The organism is Spirosoma areae, assembly GCF_054781775.1.
This window is the reverse complement of record NZ_BAAGTT010000007.1, coordinates 41660-57867: the sequence shown is the minus strand read 5'-3', so window position 1 is coordinate 57867 and position 16208 is coordinate 41660. Positions and strand designations below refer to the sequence as shown.

The window sequence follows — 16208 nt, the reverse complement described above, 5'->3', positions numbered from 1 at the left end:
AACGCACGTAATCAACAAGTCACGGATGCAGCCGTACTTTGCCTAAACCAACACAGTACGCATGAATCGTCGCGACGTAGTTAGGCGAATGGGTGCGGGCCTTGCAGCTCTTTCGGTCAATAATCTGGCTACGGCTCAGGTAGCTACACCGCTCAAACAACGGGCCTTACGAATTGCTCACCTCACCGATGTTCACATGCAGCCCTTATTGGGGGCAGCCAAAGGATTTGAAAAATGCCTTGATCACATGCAGGGGCTGGCCGATAAGCCAGCCTTACTCATTAATGGGGGCGATGCCATTATGGAAGCGCATGGCCGGGGGCAGGACAGCGTTCGGCGGCAGTGGCGACTCTATCAGGATGTACTCAAAAGTGAAAATGCCCTGCCCATGCTAAGTTGCGTGGGCAACCATGACATCTGGTGCCGACAGGAAACCACAACTGCTTTTAGCGATGGTCGAAAATGGGCGATGGACGAGTTGCACATAGCACGCCCGTACTACAGCCTCACCCAGAATGGCTGGCATATTATCGTGTTAGACAGCGTTCAGCCCAAAGCCGACGGTAGCTGGTACACGGCGCATTTAGACGAGGAACAATACCACTGGCTCGAAGCTGACCTACAGGCAACTTCGCCCGAAACTCCAATCCTGATTGTCTCTCACGTGCCGATTCTGGCGGCCTGTGTGTTCTTCGACGGGCAGCGGTTCGCCGACGACAACTGGAGTATACCCGCCCGATGGATGCACAGCGACACCGTGCGGCTGACCACTCTTTTTCATCGTTTTCCCAATGTAAAGGCCGCCCTCAGCGGCCATATTCATTTAGTGGACCGGGTGGATTATAATGGCGTGTCGTACTTTTGCAACGGGGCCGTCAGTGGCGCGTGGTGGTTTGGCAAGTACCACCATACCGCAGCCGGTTACGCCGTTGTCGATTTGTTCGATGATGGGTCGGTCCAGAACCAGTACGTGAATTATTGAGTTAATGTAGGCTGGGGGAAAATTCAGCCTACATTAACTCATGCAGAACATCAACGACTTATTCGACGTATTTCCCCGGCCCGGTCGGGTAGAGTGGATTGGCATCCGGCCCCAACGGCGCGAATCGGTGGTCGTCGTTGAGGCTGTTGAGGTTTCCGATAAAAAAGGCATTCTCGGCGACCATTACAGCGGGCAGTCGGGCAACCGCCATGTCACGCTCATTCAGGCCGAACACTTGCCCGTTGTGGCCGCGCTAACGGGCCGCGACACGCTCGACCCCGCGCTCCTGCGCCGGAACATCGTTGTGTCGGGCCTGAATCTGCTGGCCCTCAAAGACCACCATATCCAGATTGGCGATACGGTGCTTCAAATCACGGGCCAATGTCACCCGTGTTCCAAAATGGAAACCGCTCTGGGACCCGGCGGCTACAACGCCATGCGCGGGCATGGGGGCATGACGGCAAAGGTGGTGAAGGGCGGGACAGTGCGGGTGGGGGATGCGGTTGTGGTTACTGATTTAATTAACCCGTAATACCTTCTTCACCACCGACCCTTTTTCGGTTTCGACTCGCAGAAAATACCACCCATTAACATCTGGCAGGCTAACTCGTATCGGTTGCATTTTTGGCGTGACTGACACATTCCAGTGCCGAATCAATTTGCCCAAGGCGTCTACTACATGCAGATCAATCGCTTGTTTGGAAACTACGTCAATCGTTATCCAACAATCACCTTTCGTAGAGTTTGGGTAAACCATGATCTGGCTTTCGGTAAGAGAATACACTGGTCCTGTATCCGTAATTAAATTGTTATTGTTGTTGAAACAGCCGTACCCCTGGCCGAAATATAAAGTGCGCCATCTACAGAACCCAACAATGTAGGCCCCGGATAACCTGCTGTGAAAGAGAATAGTTGAGAAGTCTGCCCATTCACTATTTTACGAACATTTCCACTGTCACCGCTGTTGAAATAGTTAAAAAAGAAGCCGTCATTAGTCAATAAATAGGCAATAGATTCAGCATTTGTTTGTACACCTATATCAACTTTGGATGTTCCTTGATCGGTCCCATCCGTGCGCCATAATTCAGATCCGGTACTAAGCTTAACCGTGAAATAAAGTATATTGTCTTTTGCACTGACACCTGCTATTTTAGAAATAGTTGTGCTGATTTTTGACGTAAGCGGTACTGTTCCGGCAGTAGTGCCATCACTCGTCCACAAACGGGCGCGGCCTGAGCCATCATCTGTAACTAAAAAAAGCAGTTTGTTATTCAGTATTGTCAGATAAGGAGGATCTCCTGAACTATTGAGCGAACTTCCCTTATCAGGCACGATGTCTTTAACAAGTTTTGTACCCTGCGGGTATAGCCGAAGCAGACATTCAACTGGGAGAACTTTTCACGAGAATTAACGATTCGCAGGCAATCCCTTATCTGAAAAAGAGTTTTTATTTATTTTCCCTAAAGAAAAGAGATGGCATTGTGATAAATGTGCTGATGCAGCTTTCTTCCGCATACTTACTGGATAACCGGTTCGATGAGGCCGGGCAAGCACTTGTTGAGACTGAAAAGCTATATAAGAGCAGGAAGATAGAAGCATTTGAAACTCGTGTTGGTCTGGAAAATAAGTTTGTAAATTACTTTGAAGCTACCGGCCAGTGGAATGAAGCGTTTCAACATTTGAAAAAACTTAAAGATTTAGAGCAAAAGCGACTTTTAACAGACCGCAACGGCGCGATTACCCGCCTGAATATCGAATACGAAACCGACAAAAAAGACGCTGTCCTGAAAGCACAAAACAGGGAACTGGTTCTCCGCGCCGACAACTTACAGACTCAGCAACAATTCACCATAGCCACCTCGGCTTTGTTCGTTGTTGCAGTTGGCATGAGCCTTGTATTTTTACGGCTGTCCCGTAAAAATCAGCGTATAAGCCGCCGAAATGAGGACTTGTTGAAAGAACAAAATCACCGGGTTAAGAATAACCTACAGGTGGTGTCGAGCCTGCTTAGTCTGCAAGCTGCCGCATCACCAGAGTACGGATCACCAGGCTACGGCTTCTTCGCCGACTGATCAGTAGGGGTGGGCGAGAGTCGGCTGGGGCGATTCAGTCCATCCCGGTAGCGGTTGCGGAGTTGCTGAATGGAATTAATCAGGTCGTAGTCTTCCACTTTGAGCAAATAATCATCCTCGAAATCGCAGAAGTCATAAAACCGGTCAACCTCGTCGGCTTTGAGCGTTGTCGATTGTTCGACCAATAACCGGAATCGTTCGAGGGCCAGCGCATGCCGCCGGTCCTGCTGCATAATGTAATGCGCCTTTCGGTCTGATTTAGGCCGTTTCCCGAACATCTCATACAGTAGCGTTACGCCCGCGCCATCGGCCAGCCGGTCGAACGCCTGGTCGCCCGTCACTTTTTTGGAAGCTGTCGGCTCATCAAGAATCTCCTGGATTTCGCGCTTGACTTCTTCATACCGTTTTCCTGTCACGGTCACTTCGGCCAGGTCAATGACACGGTAGGGCATGGGCGGCAACGGTCGGGCAACGATAGTCGGATTATCAGAGCCATCATAGCGAATGCCCGTTCGGTTATACAACTGACTGGTCAGGATGAGCGAATCGCCGGGCTGAAGCGTCAGAAAAAAACGCCCGGTTGCATTGGTACGGGCACGCTGACGAGTTCGCTGATTAACGACCGTCACCTTATCAACGGCCTGTTTGGTTGTTTGGTCAATAACCGTTCCAATGACGAATTTGCCTTGTGCCCACGCGCTGCCCGGCCAACTCAGCAAGCTGGCAAGAAAAACCGACAGGAGTAGTTTGCTGGGCATCGTTGGAATGACAGAAAGACAAAAATACGGGTTGAAACCGGTAAATCCTGTTAAAAAACCTTAATCAACCGTTGCAGCCGGTCCAGCGTTAGTTCTGTGAAATCAGTGGCGACATCATCCACAAAAGGTCGTAGTTCGTTAAGCGACTGTGTTGTGGCCATGCCGATCACATAAGCACCCGACGCTTTGGCGGCCTGAATGCCGGTCATCGAATCCTCAAAAATGATACTCTCCGCTGGCTCAACGCCGAGCATTGCCATCGCTTTCTGGTAAATTTCCGGGTCAGGCTTTGGGTTGCTAACCATACTCTCGTTCAACAGGGCATCGAAATAGTCACGAATGCCGAGGGCATCGACCACAAAATCAAGATTTTCGACTGGCGCTGAGGTGGCTACGGCTGTGCGAATACCAGCGGCTTTCAAGGCTTTCAAAAAATCGACTAATCCCGCAACAGGTGTGATAACCGGGCGATATAATTCCCGAAACAGAGCCTCTTTTTCATTACCCAGCCGAAGTACTTCGGCTGGCGTAAGCGTCTGATTCGAAAACAGATGGCCGACGATATCGGTATTGTGCTTTCCTGAAACATACTGCACAAAGTCGGCATCGCTCAGAGTTTTGCCATTACGCTGGTAATAGTCGCGCCAGGCGATTCGGTGGTGGGGATTGGTATCCACCAGCACCCCGTCCATATCAAAAATAACTGCTTTCATAAGCTAATTCAGTTTCATGTTTCAAGTTCAACGTTGTGCGGCCTAACCTGAAACGTTGAACTTGAAACATGAAACTTGTTTATTTCATTTTCACAATTGTCACGCCCGCACCACCCCGGTCGGCGTGTTCGTCTTCCATCTTGCCCACCTGCTTGTAGCCGCGCAGGTGATTCCGCACGAGGGTTCGCAGAATCCCGTCGCCTTTGCCATGAACGATGCGGAGTTCGGGGAAGCCCAGCATCAGCGCATCATCGAAAAAACGGTCTACTTCGCCCAGGGCTTCTTCGCCCCGTTTGCCCCGAATGTCGAGGTTAAAGCTGAAGTTCAGCATTTTCTCGTTCATGTCAACACCCTGGCTGCGGGGTCGGTCGTCGCGCACGTCGGTGGCGTCTTTAAACGTCTTTTTGCTGACTTTTTCGAGCCGGTTCAATTTCACATTGGACTTCAGCTCACCGATTCGGATTTCGGCGTCTTTACCGCGCATAGCTATCACCTCACCAATGGCCGCTGTGGATTCGGCGTTCTGGCCAGCGATGCGAACATAACTGCCAATGGTAATGGCACCGCCATCGGTCTCAAACTCCGCTTCGGCAGTTTTTGGCGTTTCGATGACGACCGGTTCGGGTTTGAGTTCCTTTTGCTCAAACCGTTCCAATTCCTGCCGAACCTGTTTGGTTACGTCGCGCTCAGCTTTGTTTTCTTTAATTTCCCGGATCGTGGTTTCAATGCGCTGATTAGCTTCCTGTACTAAGGCTTTGGCTTTCTGTTTGGCCTCGTTAACGATTTTCTTCTGCTCGTTGTCCAGCCGGTTTTTCAGGGCCGTATATTCGGCGAGTTGCTGGGCTACTTTGCGCTGATTGATACTTATTTCCAGATTCTTTTCGGAGAAAACGCGCTTTTCGATGTCCAATTCTTTTAGCAACTTCTCGAAGTTAACCTGTTGGTTACCAAGCTTTTCTTTGGCTCGCTCGATTACCCCTTTGGGCAGGCCAATTTTCTGGGCAATCTCAAACGCAAACGACGAACCGGGACGCCCAATTTCTAACTGATAGAGCGGTTCTAAGTGTTCGCCATCAAAGCGCATGGCTCCATTAATCAGCCCCGGCGTTTTGTCGGCCATTACTTTCAGGTTCGTGTAGTGCGTATTAACCACCCCATACGCCCCCGATTTGTTAAGGTCTTCCAGAATGGATTCGGCAATAGCGCCACCTAAGCCCGGCTCAGTGCCCGTCCCGAATTCGTCAATCAGAAACAGGGTCTTTTTGTGGGCGCCAATGAGAAATTGCTTCATGGCCGTCAGGTGCGACGAATAGGTACTCAGGTCATTCTCAAGGGATTGTTCGTCGCCAATGTCGATAAACAGGTTCTGGAAAACGCCCATTTCGGCATAATCAGCCATGGGCACCAACAGCCCGCATTGCAGCATGTATTGCAGGAGGCCAATGGTTTTCAGGGCAACCGATTTACCACCCGCATTAGGACCGGAAATTATCAGAATCCGGGCTTTTTCATCTAACCGAACGCTCAGTGGCACAACAGTTTTATTCTGTTTCGCAAAGGACAGATAGAGTAGCGGGTGGCGGGCGTTGGTCCAGTTCACAAAGGGGCGGTCGTGGAGTTTGGGCATGATAGCCTCCAGCTGAACGGCTAATTTGGCCTTCGCCCGGATGAAATCAATCTGCGCCAGAAAATTGACTGCTTTTTTTAAGTCCTCCAGATGCGGGCGAACCTGATCGGTCAGAGCCAGCAGAATCCGGTAAATTTCGCGCCGTTCTTCATACTCTAATTCGCGGATTTCGTTGTTGGCGTCGAACACTTCGGCGGGTTCCATAAACACCGTTTGCCCCGTCTGCGACTCGTCATGCACGAAGCCTTTGATCTTGCGCTTATGCTCGGCAGCAATGGGAATCACTAATCGGCCCCCGCGCACGGTCAGCGACAGGTCGTCGGGAATCCAGCCGTTCTGTCGGGCCTGCCGCAGGATGCTGTCGAGTCGTTTGCGGAGGTTGGCCTGTTCGCTAATAATCCGCCGACGAATGCTGGCTAATTCGGGCGAGGCCGTATCGCGCACGTTGCCCCGGTCGTCGATAGCGCGTTCGAGGGATTCAGTGAGTTTTTTATCGATGCCAACAGGTCCGGCCAGCTCGCGCAGAAACGGAAAGTTGTTGTCTTCTTCACGCTTTGCGAGAAACCGCAAACACTCCTGAATAGTCCGAAAGGCAAGTTTAAGGTCGAAAAACTCGGCTTCGGTCAGGGCTAATCCTTCCACGCGGGCACGGCTCAAATGCGGGCGAACATCAATGTAGTTGGTGTTTGGAAAGTCGGGTTCGTACTGAACAATCTGTTTAAATTCAATGGTTTGCCGGAGGAGTTTGTCAATGAGTTGTACGTTGTCCGTAAACCGGATTTTCTCGACATAATCCTGTCCCAGCGGACTGACGCAGGCTTCTTTGAGCCGTTCGCGGATGGTATCGAACCCTAATTTATGTTCTAAGGTGTTGGGGTAAAGCATTTAAATCTGTGAGAAGTAATCCGTGAGCAGGTTTTGTTTGCTCTATACATCTAACATAGGGCCGGGAGGGAGGGTTCAGTCTTACTCGGAGCCTGGACGGCCATGTCCGGGTAAACACCAATTATTCAGCCGGACGTGGCCGTCCAGGCTACCATTTTTTGGGTAGATAGGCTCTTATCGTATATGCTCCAGCCGTTCGAGCATTTCGAGGCACGCCCGGCTGTTGTGGTAGGGGCATTTCCACATGCTGATTTTCTCGTTGCCCAGCACCTTGTGATCGGCCGTAACGCCGGTGAACCATTCGCCATTTTTGAGGTCGAGCAGGTATTTTTTGGTGAACTCCCAACTCCGCACCGACTTATCTAAAAACGTTTTGTCGTGTGTTAGCTGGTAGGCATTCATGAAGCCAACCATGGCTTCTGCCAGCACCCACCACGAACGTTCTTTGTTGAGATGACCATTTGGTTCAAGCTCATAATTCATGCCCCCATCGGTCGGGTCAAATCCGTCGGCAGCGGCCCGCGCCATTTTCACGCCCACATCACGCATGGTTTTCTGTAACGGCTTGTCGCCCGTGTTTTTTGCCGCTAAGGCATGAGCCGCTTCGGGCAGGAGCCAGGCCGCTTCAATATCGTGACCGTAGGAAATGGCTGTCCGCCGAATGGTCCAGTCGTTGTTCATGAACAAATTCATGCGATAGGTTTTCGGGTCAACGATGTGGTCCAGAAACACGCGCAGCATTCCCCGTATCTGATCGGCCACGGATTTATCGGGCCAGACGCGGTACAAGCTCGTGAAAGCCTCCAGAATGTGGAGGTGAGTGTTCATGGTTTTAATTTCCTGATTATCGTATTTGCTGATGATGTAGTCCGTTGCGGGCGACCAGTCGCGGGCGAGCGCTTCAACAAAGCCGCCTTTCGCTTTGTCGAACGCATGATGGACCATGTTCTGAAACTGCACTTTCGCTAAGTCGAGTGCGGGGGCAGAACGGGTGGCGAGAGCATATTCGCTCAGGCCATAGAGCGCGAAGGCTTGCCCGTACAGATGTTTAAGTGGGTATTTCGGTTGGCCGGTGGCATCGACCGACCAATAAACGCCACCGTATTGCGGATCAATGAAATACTGCCGGATGTACTGGAAGGCCCGGTCGGCGGTGGCCCGGTATTCTTCATGGTGTGTATGCCGAAGGGCTGCTGAGAATGTCCATAAAATGCGGGCATTCAGCACAATACCCTTGTCGGCTTTGGCATCGGGCTGGTTCTGGTAATTGACCCGACCATAGAAGCCCCCCTGTTCGTTATCGGGCGCGTAACGCTGCCAATAGGCCAGAATATCTTTGTGTTCCTGCCGGAGTTCGGCCTGGAGTTGGGCAAGGTCCATTGGAGAAATGAATAATGAATAATGCACAATGAATAACGAAGCAAGAGATAGCCGCTTAATACTCATTATCCATTAATCATTATTCATTACACATCAGGCGTTCGATTCGCTGCCGCTTCGGTTGCTGCTGTGGCCCGAATGGCCATGTCCGCCTTTGCTGGTATTCTCAACAGAGCCGGTAGCATCGTGCTCATCTTCGGTGCTCTGTTTGCTTTTATGCTTACCCCGCGCCGTTTTGCCTTGCGCTTCGTCGGGCAGGTTATTGTCTAATTCATACTTCTTCGTGTCATCAGCCGTATCGCGGACGGTAGGCTGTGATGTGCCTTTGCTCATAATGCTGTACTTGTTTAGTGTTGATTACTGCCGCTTGCGGCTGCCATTGCGGTTGCCGCTATGGCCCGAATGGCCGTGGCCTCCGCGTTCGTCGGCGAGTTTTTCTTCGCTCGTATTATCCAGAACGTGGTTATCCTCCTCACCCTGTTTGGTTTTGTTGGAGTTGGTCATCGTTCGTTCGCCGTTGGGCCGGTTTTTACTCGTATCGTGAGCTTCCTGATTGCGCGTCCGTTCGGCATGGGGCTGCATGTCGTTCGAGCCGGGCTGGTTTGTGGTTTTGTTGTTCGCCATGACGTTGATTGGTTAGTTGGGTAGAATTAATAACCTGAGCGAACGTAGATTGTTTAACGGCAAAAAGCCGGTTCTGATAATTCAGAACCGGCTTTTCTATTCACAAATAAATGAACAGGCTTATTGATAACCTGGATTCTGCTTCAGAATATCTTTACCCTGAATGTCAATTTGGGCCTGCGGAATAGGCAGGTACTCGTCTTGTCCAGCCGTAAAGACAGCTCCTCCCAGTGCTGTTGGCAGACGAGCTGACGCGCCTTCATACTGGAGGTAAGCATTGAGCGTTTGGGCAGCAACACCCCAACGCACGAGGTCGAAGAAACGGTGGCCTTCGTCGCCTAATTCTAATCGACGCTCAAACCGAAGGGCGGTTGTGGCCGATGCTTTGGTGGCAAAGGTAGACGCCGGATACTCCTTAATCACATACTTAGCGGCAGGTGCACCCGCTTTCAGAACGAAACCAGCAGGGTTAGCCGCCCGGTTCCGAACGAGGTTGACATAGTCGCGGGCTTTGGCTAAGGAACCTATTTCAATCTCAACTTCAGCCGCCATCAGTAGCACATCGGCGTAACGGATAATCGGGAAGTTAAGCGCCGTATAACCGGGGGTCCACGAGCTGTTGTCCTGGAGCGAACCTACATCCGATTTGTAGTAGGTAAACTTCTTAGGCGAATACGGACCCCCGCTCGTCTGCAAGCGAATCCAGTCGGAACCAGGGTGATCCTGCCAGTCGAGGTAGGGGATACCCCGCCGGCCAACAGCATGATCAAGCCGGGGATCAAGGTTACCCGGATCGGGTGTGAAGGGGTCCTTGCTCAGAATATTCATGTCGTTTTTCACCTGATTAGCACCCGTGTTATATGAATTGTCGAGTAGCGGCAGGCCATTCGCATCGGTGCGGAACGAGTTTACGTACTCGAAACTCGGCTGGTTAAATCCGCAACAGTTGCCTGGCCCGTTCGGCCCCGTGTTGTAGGGGTAGTTCAGGTCAAACTCCGGGTTAGCGTTGTTCACACTCCCCGTATTGGCAGCCGCCTGAATGGCAAATATAGACTCCTCATTGTTGTCGTTCGAGGCTCTGAATAAATCAGCATATTTCGCTACTAAGCCATACTTCTTGCCGTTTGATGTTTTACCGCTGGCAATAATGAGGTCAAACAAGGTTTTGGCTTCCGTGTATTTTTTCTGATACAAGTACACTTTAGCTAACTGTGCGGCTGCACCCCATTTATTTATCCGGCCCACCGCTCCCTGGGTTTCAGGAAGGTTATCGTAGGCAAACTTAATATCAGCTTCGATTTTCGGCCATATGTCTACGTTGTTAGGCACTTTCTCGATGCCTGTACCATAGTCCACCTTCTCATCAATGTATGGGACCATGTTGTAGAGCCGTTTCAGATCGAAGTAATACAATCCGCGCAGAAACTGGGTTTCGGCTGTGATACGAGTTTTATCAGCGGCTGATACGTCAGGGCCAGCCGTAGCCAGCAGACGTATCGTTGCGTTGGCGCGGGAGATGCCCTCGTATTTCCGCGCCCAGGTGCCAGCGACGTCGCCGGTTGGGATGGTCTCGAAGCGTTGGATCGGCACAAAGTTGGTGCCGTCACCGAAGTCGGTCCCTTTGTTAGCATCACCCCCGCGCATACCACCCCATACCCAGTTGGCAAAGGAGGCATTGCGGTCTCCCCGGCCATTGAGTATTGAATATACGGAAACTAAGGACCCTTCAATGGCCGCTTTTGTATTGAGCTGGGCAATACTCAACTGCCCAGTTACGGGCACTTCGAGGAAGGAATCCTTACAGGCTACTCCCACCAGCGATAGCGCTGCGGTCGAGCCAAGAACTATAAGTTGTTTTTTAAGATTCATGTGTTGTGTCTGATTAGAAACCAATGCTCAAACCACCTGTGAACTGCCGCGTTAAGGGGTAATTTCCTACGTCGATACCAAAGTTAGTATCCGCGTTACCACCTACGCCGGGGTCGATACCCTGGTATTTGGTGATCGTTAACAGGTTGTTTGTCGAAGCAAATACCCGTACTCGCTGTAGTTTAATGCGACTCAGAAAAGCGGTGGGCAGATTATAGCCGATGGACAGATTTTGCAACCGGAAATAGGAGCCATCTTCAACGTAGTACGAATTCGACTGACCATTGGTGCTAAAGTTTGCCGCCGATTCAAAAATAGGTACGGTCGCGTTAGGATTGGGATTCGTTGGGTTCCACGAATCTTTTACACGAGCACTGATGGCAGCCCCGGCAAACGACGGGTAGAAGTCGGTAAACCATTTCGAGACATTGAAGATTTTGTTGCCTATCGATGTGTACGCATAGGTTTCAATGTCGAAGCTTTTGTACGTAAACTTCAGGTTGATACCCCCCGTGAATTTCGGCACTGGGCTACCCAGGAACGTCCGGTCATCAGCCGTGATTTTACCATCTGGTTTTCCGTCTGGACCGCTAATGTCCGCAAACCGGAACCGACCTGGAGCTGCGCCGTCCTGCGTGGGCGCAGCAGCTACTTCTTCTTTGCTCTGGAATAAACCCTGCACCTGGTATCCGTAGAAGGACGAGATCGAATAGCCCAACTGGTTCCGAATGGGGTTGATACCACGGAAACCTGGGTTTACCGATGTCAGGTACGTCAGGCCCGGCGCCAGAGATACGATCTTATTGCTTAGCGCACTGGCCGTTAAATTAGCTTCGTAGCCAACTTCAGTCCCGATTTTACCCCGTGTAATGATCTGAAGGTCAATGCCCTGATTTCGCATCTCCCCAATATTTACCGATGGGGCTGACGCGTAGTTACCGATTACATCAGGAATAGGTACCTGAAAGAGGAGGTCTTTGGTATCCTTCCGCCAGATGTCGAAAACTACCTCTAAGCGGTTGTTGAAGAACGAACCATCTATGCCAATGTTTGTGGTAATCGAGCTTTCCCACTTAGCCGCCGGGTTGCCAATTCGTGACCGGTAATAGCCAGCCGATGTGCTGGAGTTCGAGCCATTGATGTCGTAGGCCGAATTACCAAGGCTGGCTGTATACAGGTTAAACTGGTTGTTGGGGTCCACATTGTTCGAGTTACCCATGATGCCGTAGCCGCCCCGGATTTTCAGGTCGGTCACCCAGGGTAGGTTCTTCATGAATTCTTCAGATGAGATGCGCCAGGCCACCGAAGCCGCCGGAAACACTCCATAGCGGTTTTGCGACCCAAAGCGGCTCGACCCATCGCGCCGAACTAGCCCGGTAAAGATGTACTTGTCGTTGAACGAGTAGTTAACCCGGCCAAACAGCGAGTAGAAATTAACGCCCCGGAAATAGTCACTGGTGACCGTCCGGCCCGTTGATGACACCGTTTCCAGGGTGATAAAGTTCGGGTCGAAGGAGAAGGGGTTTTGCCCGTTACCATTAATACCTCGGGTAACGCCCGTGTTAAGCGCTTCCTGACCAACCAGTACGTCTAAGTTGTGGATACCAAACCGCCGTTTATAGTTAGCCGTGTTAGTGAACACATACGAGATACCATAGCGGGCATTTTCATTATAACTCGTAGCTGAGTTATTCTCTGAGTTCTCGTATTGAATCCGGCCATAGCCTATCCCATAGTTATTGAAAATCTGACCACCGATGCTGGTACGTAAGGTCAGTCCATCAATCGGCTCGTATTCGCCATATAAGCTGCCAAAGCCGAGAATACCGAAGTTGTTGTTATTTGCCTGTCCCTGACGCTGGGCTACGGGGTTACGAGGGTTATTGAAACCCTTCGCGGCTGTACCGGCATAGCCACCGAACTCGTCATAAATTGGGATAATAGATGGCATGCGGTAAGCCAGGTTAAAATCGTTTTCATCAGCGGCTACGCCCTGACCACCAGCACCACCACCCTGACCCCGAATGGAGAGGTACGTAAACTGGAGATTTTCGCCGATCCGAATGCGCTTCGACAGGTTAAACTCGCTATTGGCCCGGAAGGTATATCGCTTAAAGTCATTTTCAAGCAGAATACCCTGCTGGGTCTGTGCACTCATGCCAATATAAAACCGGCTGTTTTCGCTACCACCCGAGAAGCCCAGCGAATGCCGTTGCAGGACCGCCTGCCGCGTAATGGCTTTGAACCAGTCGGTGCCTTCTTTGTTGGCTTTCACTACCTGATAAATAGAGCCAGCGGCTGGGTTCACATTGTACTTTGCCCGCTCTGCTTCCAGATTCACCGTACCAACTACACCGGCAGCGCCCCCTACGTTGATGTAGTCAGGAATAACTGGTGTCGCTCCTGTGCCAAACTGCGGGTGGTTGTACACTGGGGCAGTACCATTTTGGAACGCTGTGTTCCGGTATTGCTGCCAGGTCCAGTCGGCAAACTCAGTCGGGTTCAGGTTGTTCGGTCCTTTGCCGGGGTCAGTCACGCCATATTGACCATCGTAGCTAACACTCAGTCGTTTGGCCGTTCTCGACCCTTTTTTCGTGGTATAAACAATGACACCGTTGGCGGCACGCGCTCCGTAAATAGAGGCCGAAGCGGCATCTTTCAGTACCGTTGTGGTCTCAATGTCGTCGGGAGCCAGAAAATTGGTTGAGCCAATGGGCACCCCGTCAACTACGTACAACGGTTCGTTACCGCCGAAGGCGCCAAAACCCCGAATCCGCACCTGACTGGCCGTTCCAGGTTGTCCATTCGTGATAACTGTGAGACCCGACACACGACCTTGTAACTGCTGCTCAACGTTGCCAGAAGGCACAGCCGTTAGGGCCTTGGCTTTCACAGTCGAAACGGCACCGGTCGTTTCCCGTTTGGTGTCGGTTGTGTAACCCGTTACGACAACTTCCTCCAGTGCCGTTGCATCATCGACAAGGGCAATGCTTACTGAGGAACGGTTGCCGATTGACACTTCCTGGGTTTTGGAGCCAATGGCCGAAATAACGAGCACTGGATTGTCGCCCCGAACGTTGATGCTAAAGTCCCCATTGGCGTCGGAGGAAGTACCTGTTTGTGTGCCTTTCAGCACAATGTTGGCCCCGGGCACCGGGCCATCAACGCCAGTGATTTTACCCGTTATGCGACGGTCCTGAGCAGAAGCGGTTAAGCTCCACAGTACTAATACTGTACCCAGAAAAGCAGTTTGCAGAAATCTGTAAAACAGTGCTTTCATGAAAAGTAGGTTGGTTTTAAAAATAAGTTAAACGATCAATATTAGCTTGGTTTAATTATATTTCAAAGTATAATCGCAATAAAAACTAATCAGTTCTGCTGTAAAATATTACTCTATCTTGCTTTAGTTATAAAAACATTTTGTAAATAATTTAATAACTTATTGATAATCAATACATTAAAAAAGTAACCTCTATTATAGATATATAATTACTTCAATAAGCGTAATACTGTTTTTCGTAAACAATTCCGTCGGGTTAACGCGATACGCCACGCGCTTTAGCGTTAGCTTTGTGCTCTTATGCACACAAATTTCTACTTCCTGCGCCAACTTGCTCCGGCCCTTGAATCCATCATGCTGAGCCGTAAAACTACTCAATCGGACCCGGCCGATAAACCCGTTCAGAGGCTTCGGTTTATGACATGTTTTAGCCAGGATCGCGACGAAATCGTATTGGTTTTTGCCGTTGCGAAAGGGAAAACGAATTATTATAAACCGTTCTATATCAAAGCTACCCTCCGGCCGGATTTTTCAGGATTGCTCTTTCCCGAAACCGTGCAGCGTGCCCGTGCCAATAGTGTCGATTTATTCGAAGGGGTCAGAGGAGAGAATGGTAAAGAACTGCCTGTAGTGGGAGTTCAATCGTTTCTGAACGAGCGGTGTTTGGCCATTCGGCTGGAAGAGGATTTCACGTTATTGTTCAAATTTTTTGGAAATCGTCCTAACCTGCTGGCCTACCGGGGAAATCAGGTTATCGACCTGTTCAATCGCCAGTTGGTAACCGACGAGCAACGCCCGCTTAATGGATTCGACCGCCCAATCGACCAGTCTTATCAGGCGTTTGAGCAGGCTGATTTCGACCACCGGAAACTGTTCCCAACGTTTGGTAAGGTCGTGAACGGCTGGATTGAGGAGCAAATGGCGCGCGACGGGGAGCAGGGACCGCTGAAAAAGTGGACCATTGTTCAGGACGTTATCCAACAACTCGAACAGCCACGCTACTACCTCACCCGGCTGGATCATAAACCAACGCTTAGCCTGGTGCCCGTTAGTGATCGGGATGCCAGCCCATATCAGCACGAATTTACAGACCCGATTGAAGCCGCCAATCGGTTTTTCATCGCGTTTACTGGCTTAAGTACGTTTGAGCACGAGAAAGCAGACCTGCTTCGGCTGCTCGAAAAACGCCGAAAACGTGCCGAAGCCAACATCGACGCGGCCATGCAGCGACTTGTGCTGCGTGACGAAGGGGTCAGCCATGAGGAGATGGGCCATATTCTGATGGCCCATCTGCACGATATTGATCAAGCCTCAGCAGGTCGATCGCCCGAACGGGTAACCCTGTACGACTTCTACCGCGACCAACCCATTACGCTCAAACTCAAACCTGACCTGAGTCCGCAGAAAAACGCGGAGAATTTTTACCGCAAGGCGAAGAACGAAGCCATTGAGGAACAACACCTGACTGATCAGATTGCAGGCCGCGAGGCTGAAGCAGCCCGAATTCAGCAGCAGAAAATCGATCTGGAGGGTATTCAAACATTGAAAGAACTTCGACGGTACGTAAAGCAGCATACTCTGCTCAGTGAACGCGGAGTGGGGGCGTCAACCAACACGAACGAAGCCGGGCCGTTATTTAAGGAAGTTATGGTAGAATCGTTCCGAATATTGGTTGGGCGGAATGCCAAGAATAACGATTTGCTGACTCAGAAATACGCCTACAAAGACGACCTCTGGCTCCACGCCCGCGATGTTACTGGTTCTCACGTCATCGTAAAATACCAGGCTGGTAAATCTTTTCCTAAATCGGTGATTGAACGGGCCGCCGAACTGGCCGCCTGGTACTCGAAACGCCGAACCGACAGCCTGTGCCCGGTAACGGTAACGCCCAAAAAATTTGTTCGTAAACCAAAAGGTCTCGCCGAAGGGCAGGTACTTGTCGAAAAAGAAGACGTGCTGCTGGTTGTGCCACGAGGAGAATAGTCACGTAGTAAACACTGTCTCTACGGGCACCAACC

General features: G+C 50.9%; 14 protein-coding genes. 4 read left to right on the top strand and 10 right to left on the bottom strand.

Features of this window, described 5'->3' with window-relative positions:
- Positions 1–61 precede the first annotated feature (61 nt).
- On the top strand, positions 62–982 hold the full coding sequence (locus tag ACYVI1_RS02960; protein ID WP_460906528.1) for a metallophosphoesterase family protein: 921 nt from the start codon (positions 62–64) through the stop codon (positions 980–982).
- A 40-nt stretch (positions 983–1022) separates the two neighbouring features.
- A complete protein-coding gene (locus ACYVI1_RS02955; RefSeq protein WP_460906526.1) occupies positions 1023–1514 on the top strand; it encodes an MOSC domain-containing protein in 492 nt (163 codons plus the stop codon).
- Here the strand turns inward: ACYVI1_RS02955 and ACYVI1_RS02950 are convergent.
- Positions 1500–1739: a T9SS type A sorting domain-containing protein gene (locus ACYVI1_RS02950; RefSeq protein ID WP_460906524.1), complete on the bottom strand. Its 240-nt coding sequence runs from the start codon at positions 1737–1739 to the stop codon at positions 1500–1502. The genes ACYVI1_RS02955 and ACYVI1_RS02950 overlap by 15 nt on opposite strands.
- Before the next feature lie 44 nt (positions 1740–1783).
- Positions 1784–2314 carry a hypothetical protein gene (locus ACYVI1_RS02945; RefSeq protein WP_460906522.1) on the bottom strand — a complete coding sequence of 177 codons (531 nt, stop codon included), beginning with the start codon at positions 2312–2314 and terminating at the stop codon, positions 1784–1786.
- Between the two features lie 17 nt (positions 2315–2331).
- On the opposite strand from ACYVI1_RS02945, the gene ACYVI1_RS02940 reads away from it, so the two are divergent.
- Positions 2332–3054 (top strand): histidine kinase dimerization/phosphoacceptor domain -containing protein, encoded by a 723-nt coding sequence (locus ACYVI1_RS02940; protein ID WP_460906520.1) that lies wholly within the window; start codon positions 2332–2334, stop codon positions 3052–3054.
- On the opposite strand, the gene ACYVI1_RS02935 is transcribed toward ACYVI1_RS02940, so the two are convergent.
- The 8 genes from ACYVI1_RS02935 to ACYVI1_RS02900 form a co-directional block, all read right to left on the bottom strand.
- The gene (locus tag ACYVI1_RS02935) at positions 3033–3812 is read right to left on the bottom strand and encodes a peptidase associated/transthyretin-like domain-containing protein (RefSeq protein WP_460906518.1); all 780 of its coding nucleotides are present in this window, start codon (positions 3810–3812) and stop codon (positions 3033–3035) included. The two genes, ACYVI1_RS02940 and ACYVI1_RS02935, sit on opposite strands and share 22 nt — an antisense overlap.
- A gap of 50 nt (positions 3813–3862) precedes the next feature.
- Positions 3863–4525, bottom strand: coding sequence for an HAD family hydrolase (locus ACYVI1_RS02930; RefSeq protein WP_460906516.1), 663 nt, complete (start codon positions 4523–4525; stop codon positions 3863–3865).
- 79 nt (positions 4526–4604) lie between these two features.
- Positions 4605–7037 (bottom strand): endonuclease MutS2, encoded by a 2433-nt coding sequence (locus tag ACYVI1_RS02925; RefSeq protein WP_460906514.1) that lies wholly within the window; start codon positions 7035–7037, stop codon positions 4605–4607.
- A 174-nt stretch (positions 7038–7211) separates the two neighbouring features.
- Positions 7212–8417, bottom strand: coding sequence for an AGE family epimerase/isomerase (locus tag ACYVI1_RS02920; RefSeq protein WP_460906512.1), 1206 nt, complete (start codon positions 8415–8417; stop codon positions 7212–7214).
- A gap of 93 nt (positions 8418–8510) precedes the next feature.
- A complete protein-coding gene (locus ACYVI1_RS02915; RefSeq protein ID WP_460906510.1) occupies positions 8511–8750 on the bottom strand; it encodes a hypothetical protein in 240 nt (79 codons plus the stop codon).
- 24 nt (positions 8751–8774) lie between these two features.
- Positions 8775–9041, bottom strand: a complete 267-nt coding sequence (locus tag ACYVI1_RS02910) for a hypothetical protein (RefSeq protein WP_460906508.1) — start codon at positions 9039–9041, stop codon at positions 8775–8777.
- Between the two features lie 120 nt (positions 9042–9161).
- A complete protein-coding gene (locus tag ACYVI1_RS02905; protein ID WP_460906506.1) occupies positions 9162–10910 on the bottom strand; it encodes a RagB/SusD family nutrient uptake outer membrane protein in 1749 nt (582 codons plus the stop codon).
- Positions 10911–10923: 13 nt separating this feature from the next.
- Complete coding sequence (locus ACYVI1_RS02900) at positions 10924–14190, bottom strand: SusC/RagA family TonB-linked outer membrane protein (RefSeq protein ID WP_460906504.1); 3267 nt, start codon at positions 14188–14190, stop codon at positions 10924–10926.
- A gap of 300 nt (positions 14191–14490) precedes the next feature.
- Here ACYVI1_RS02900 and ACYVI1_RS02895 point away from each other — a divergent pair, with 300 nt between their 5' ends.
- Positions 14491–16173 carry an NFACT RNA binding domain-containing protein gene (locus ACYVI1_RS02895; protein ID WP_460906502.1) on the top strand — a complete coding sequence of 561 codons (1683 nt, stop codon included), beginning with the start codon at positions 14491–14493 and terminating at the stop codon, positions 16171–16173.
- The last annotated feature ends 35 nt before the right edge of the window (positions 16174–16208 follow it).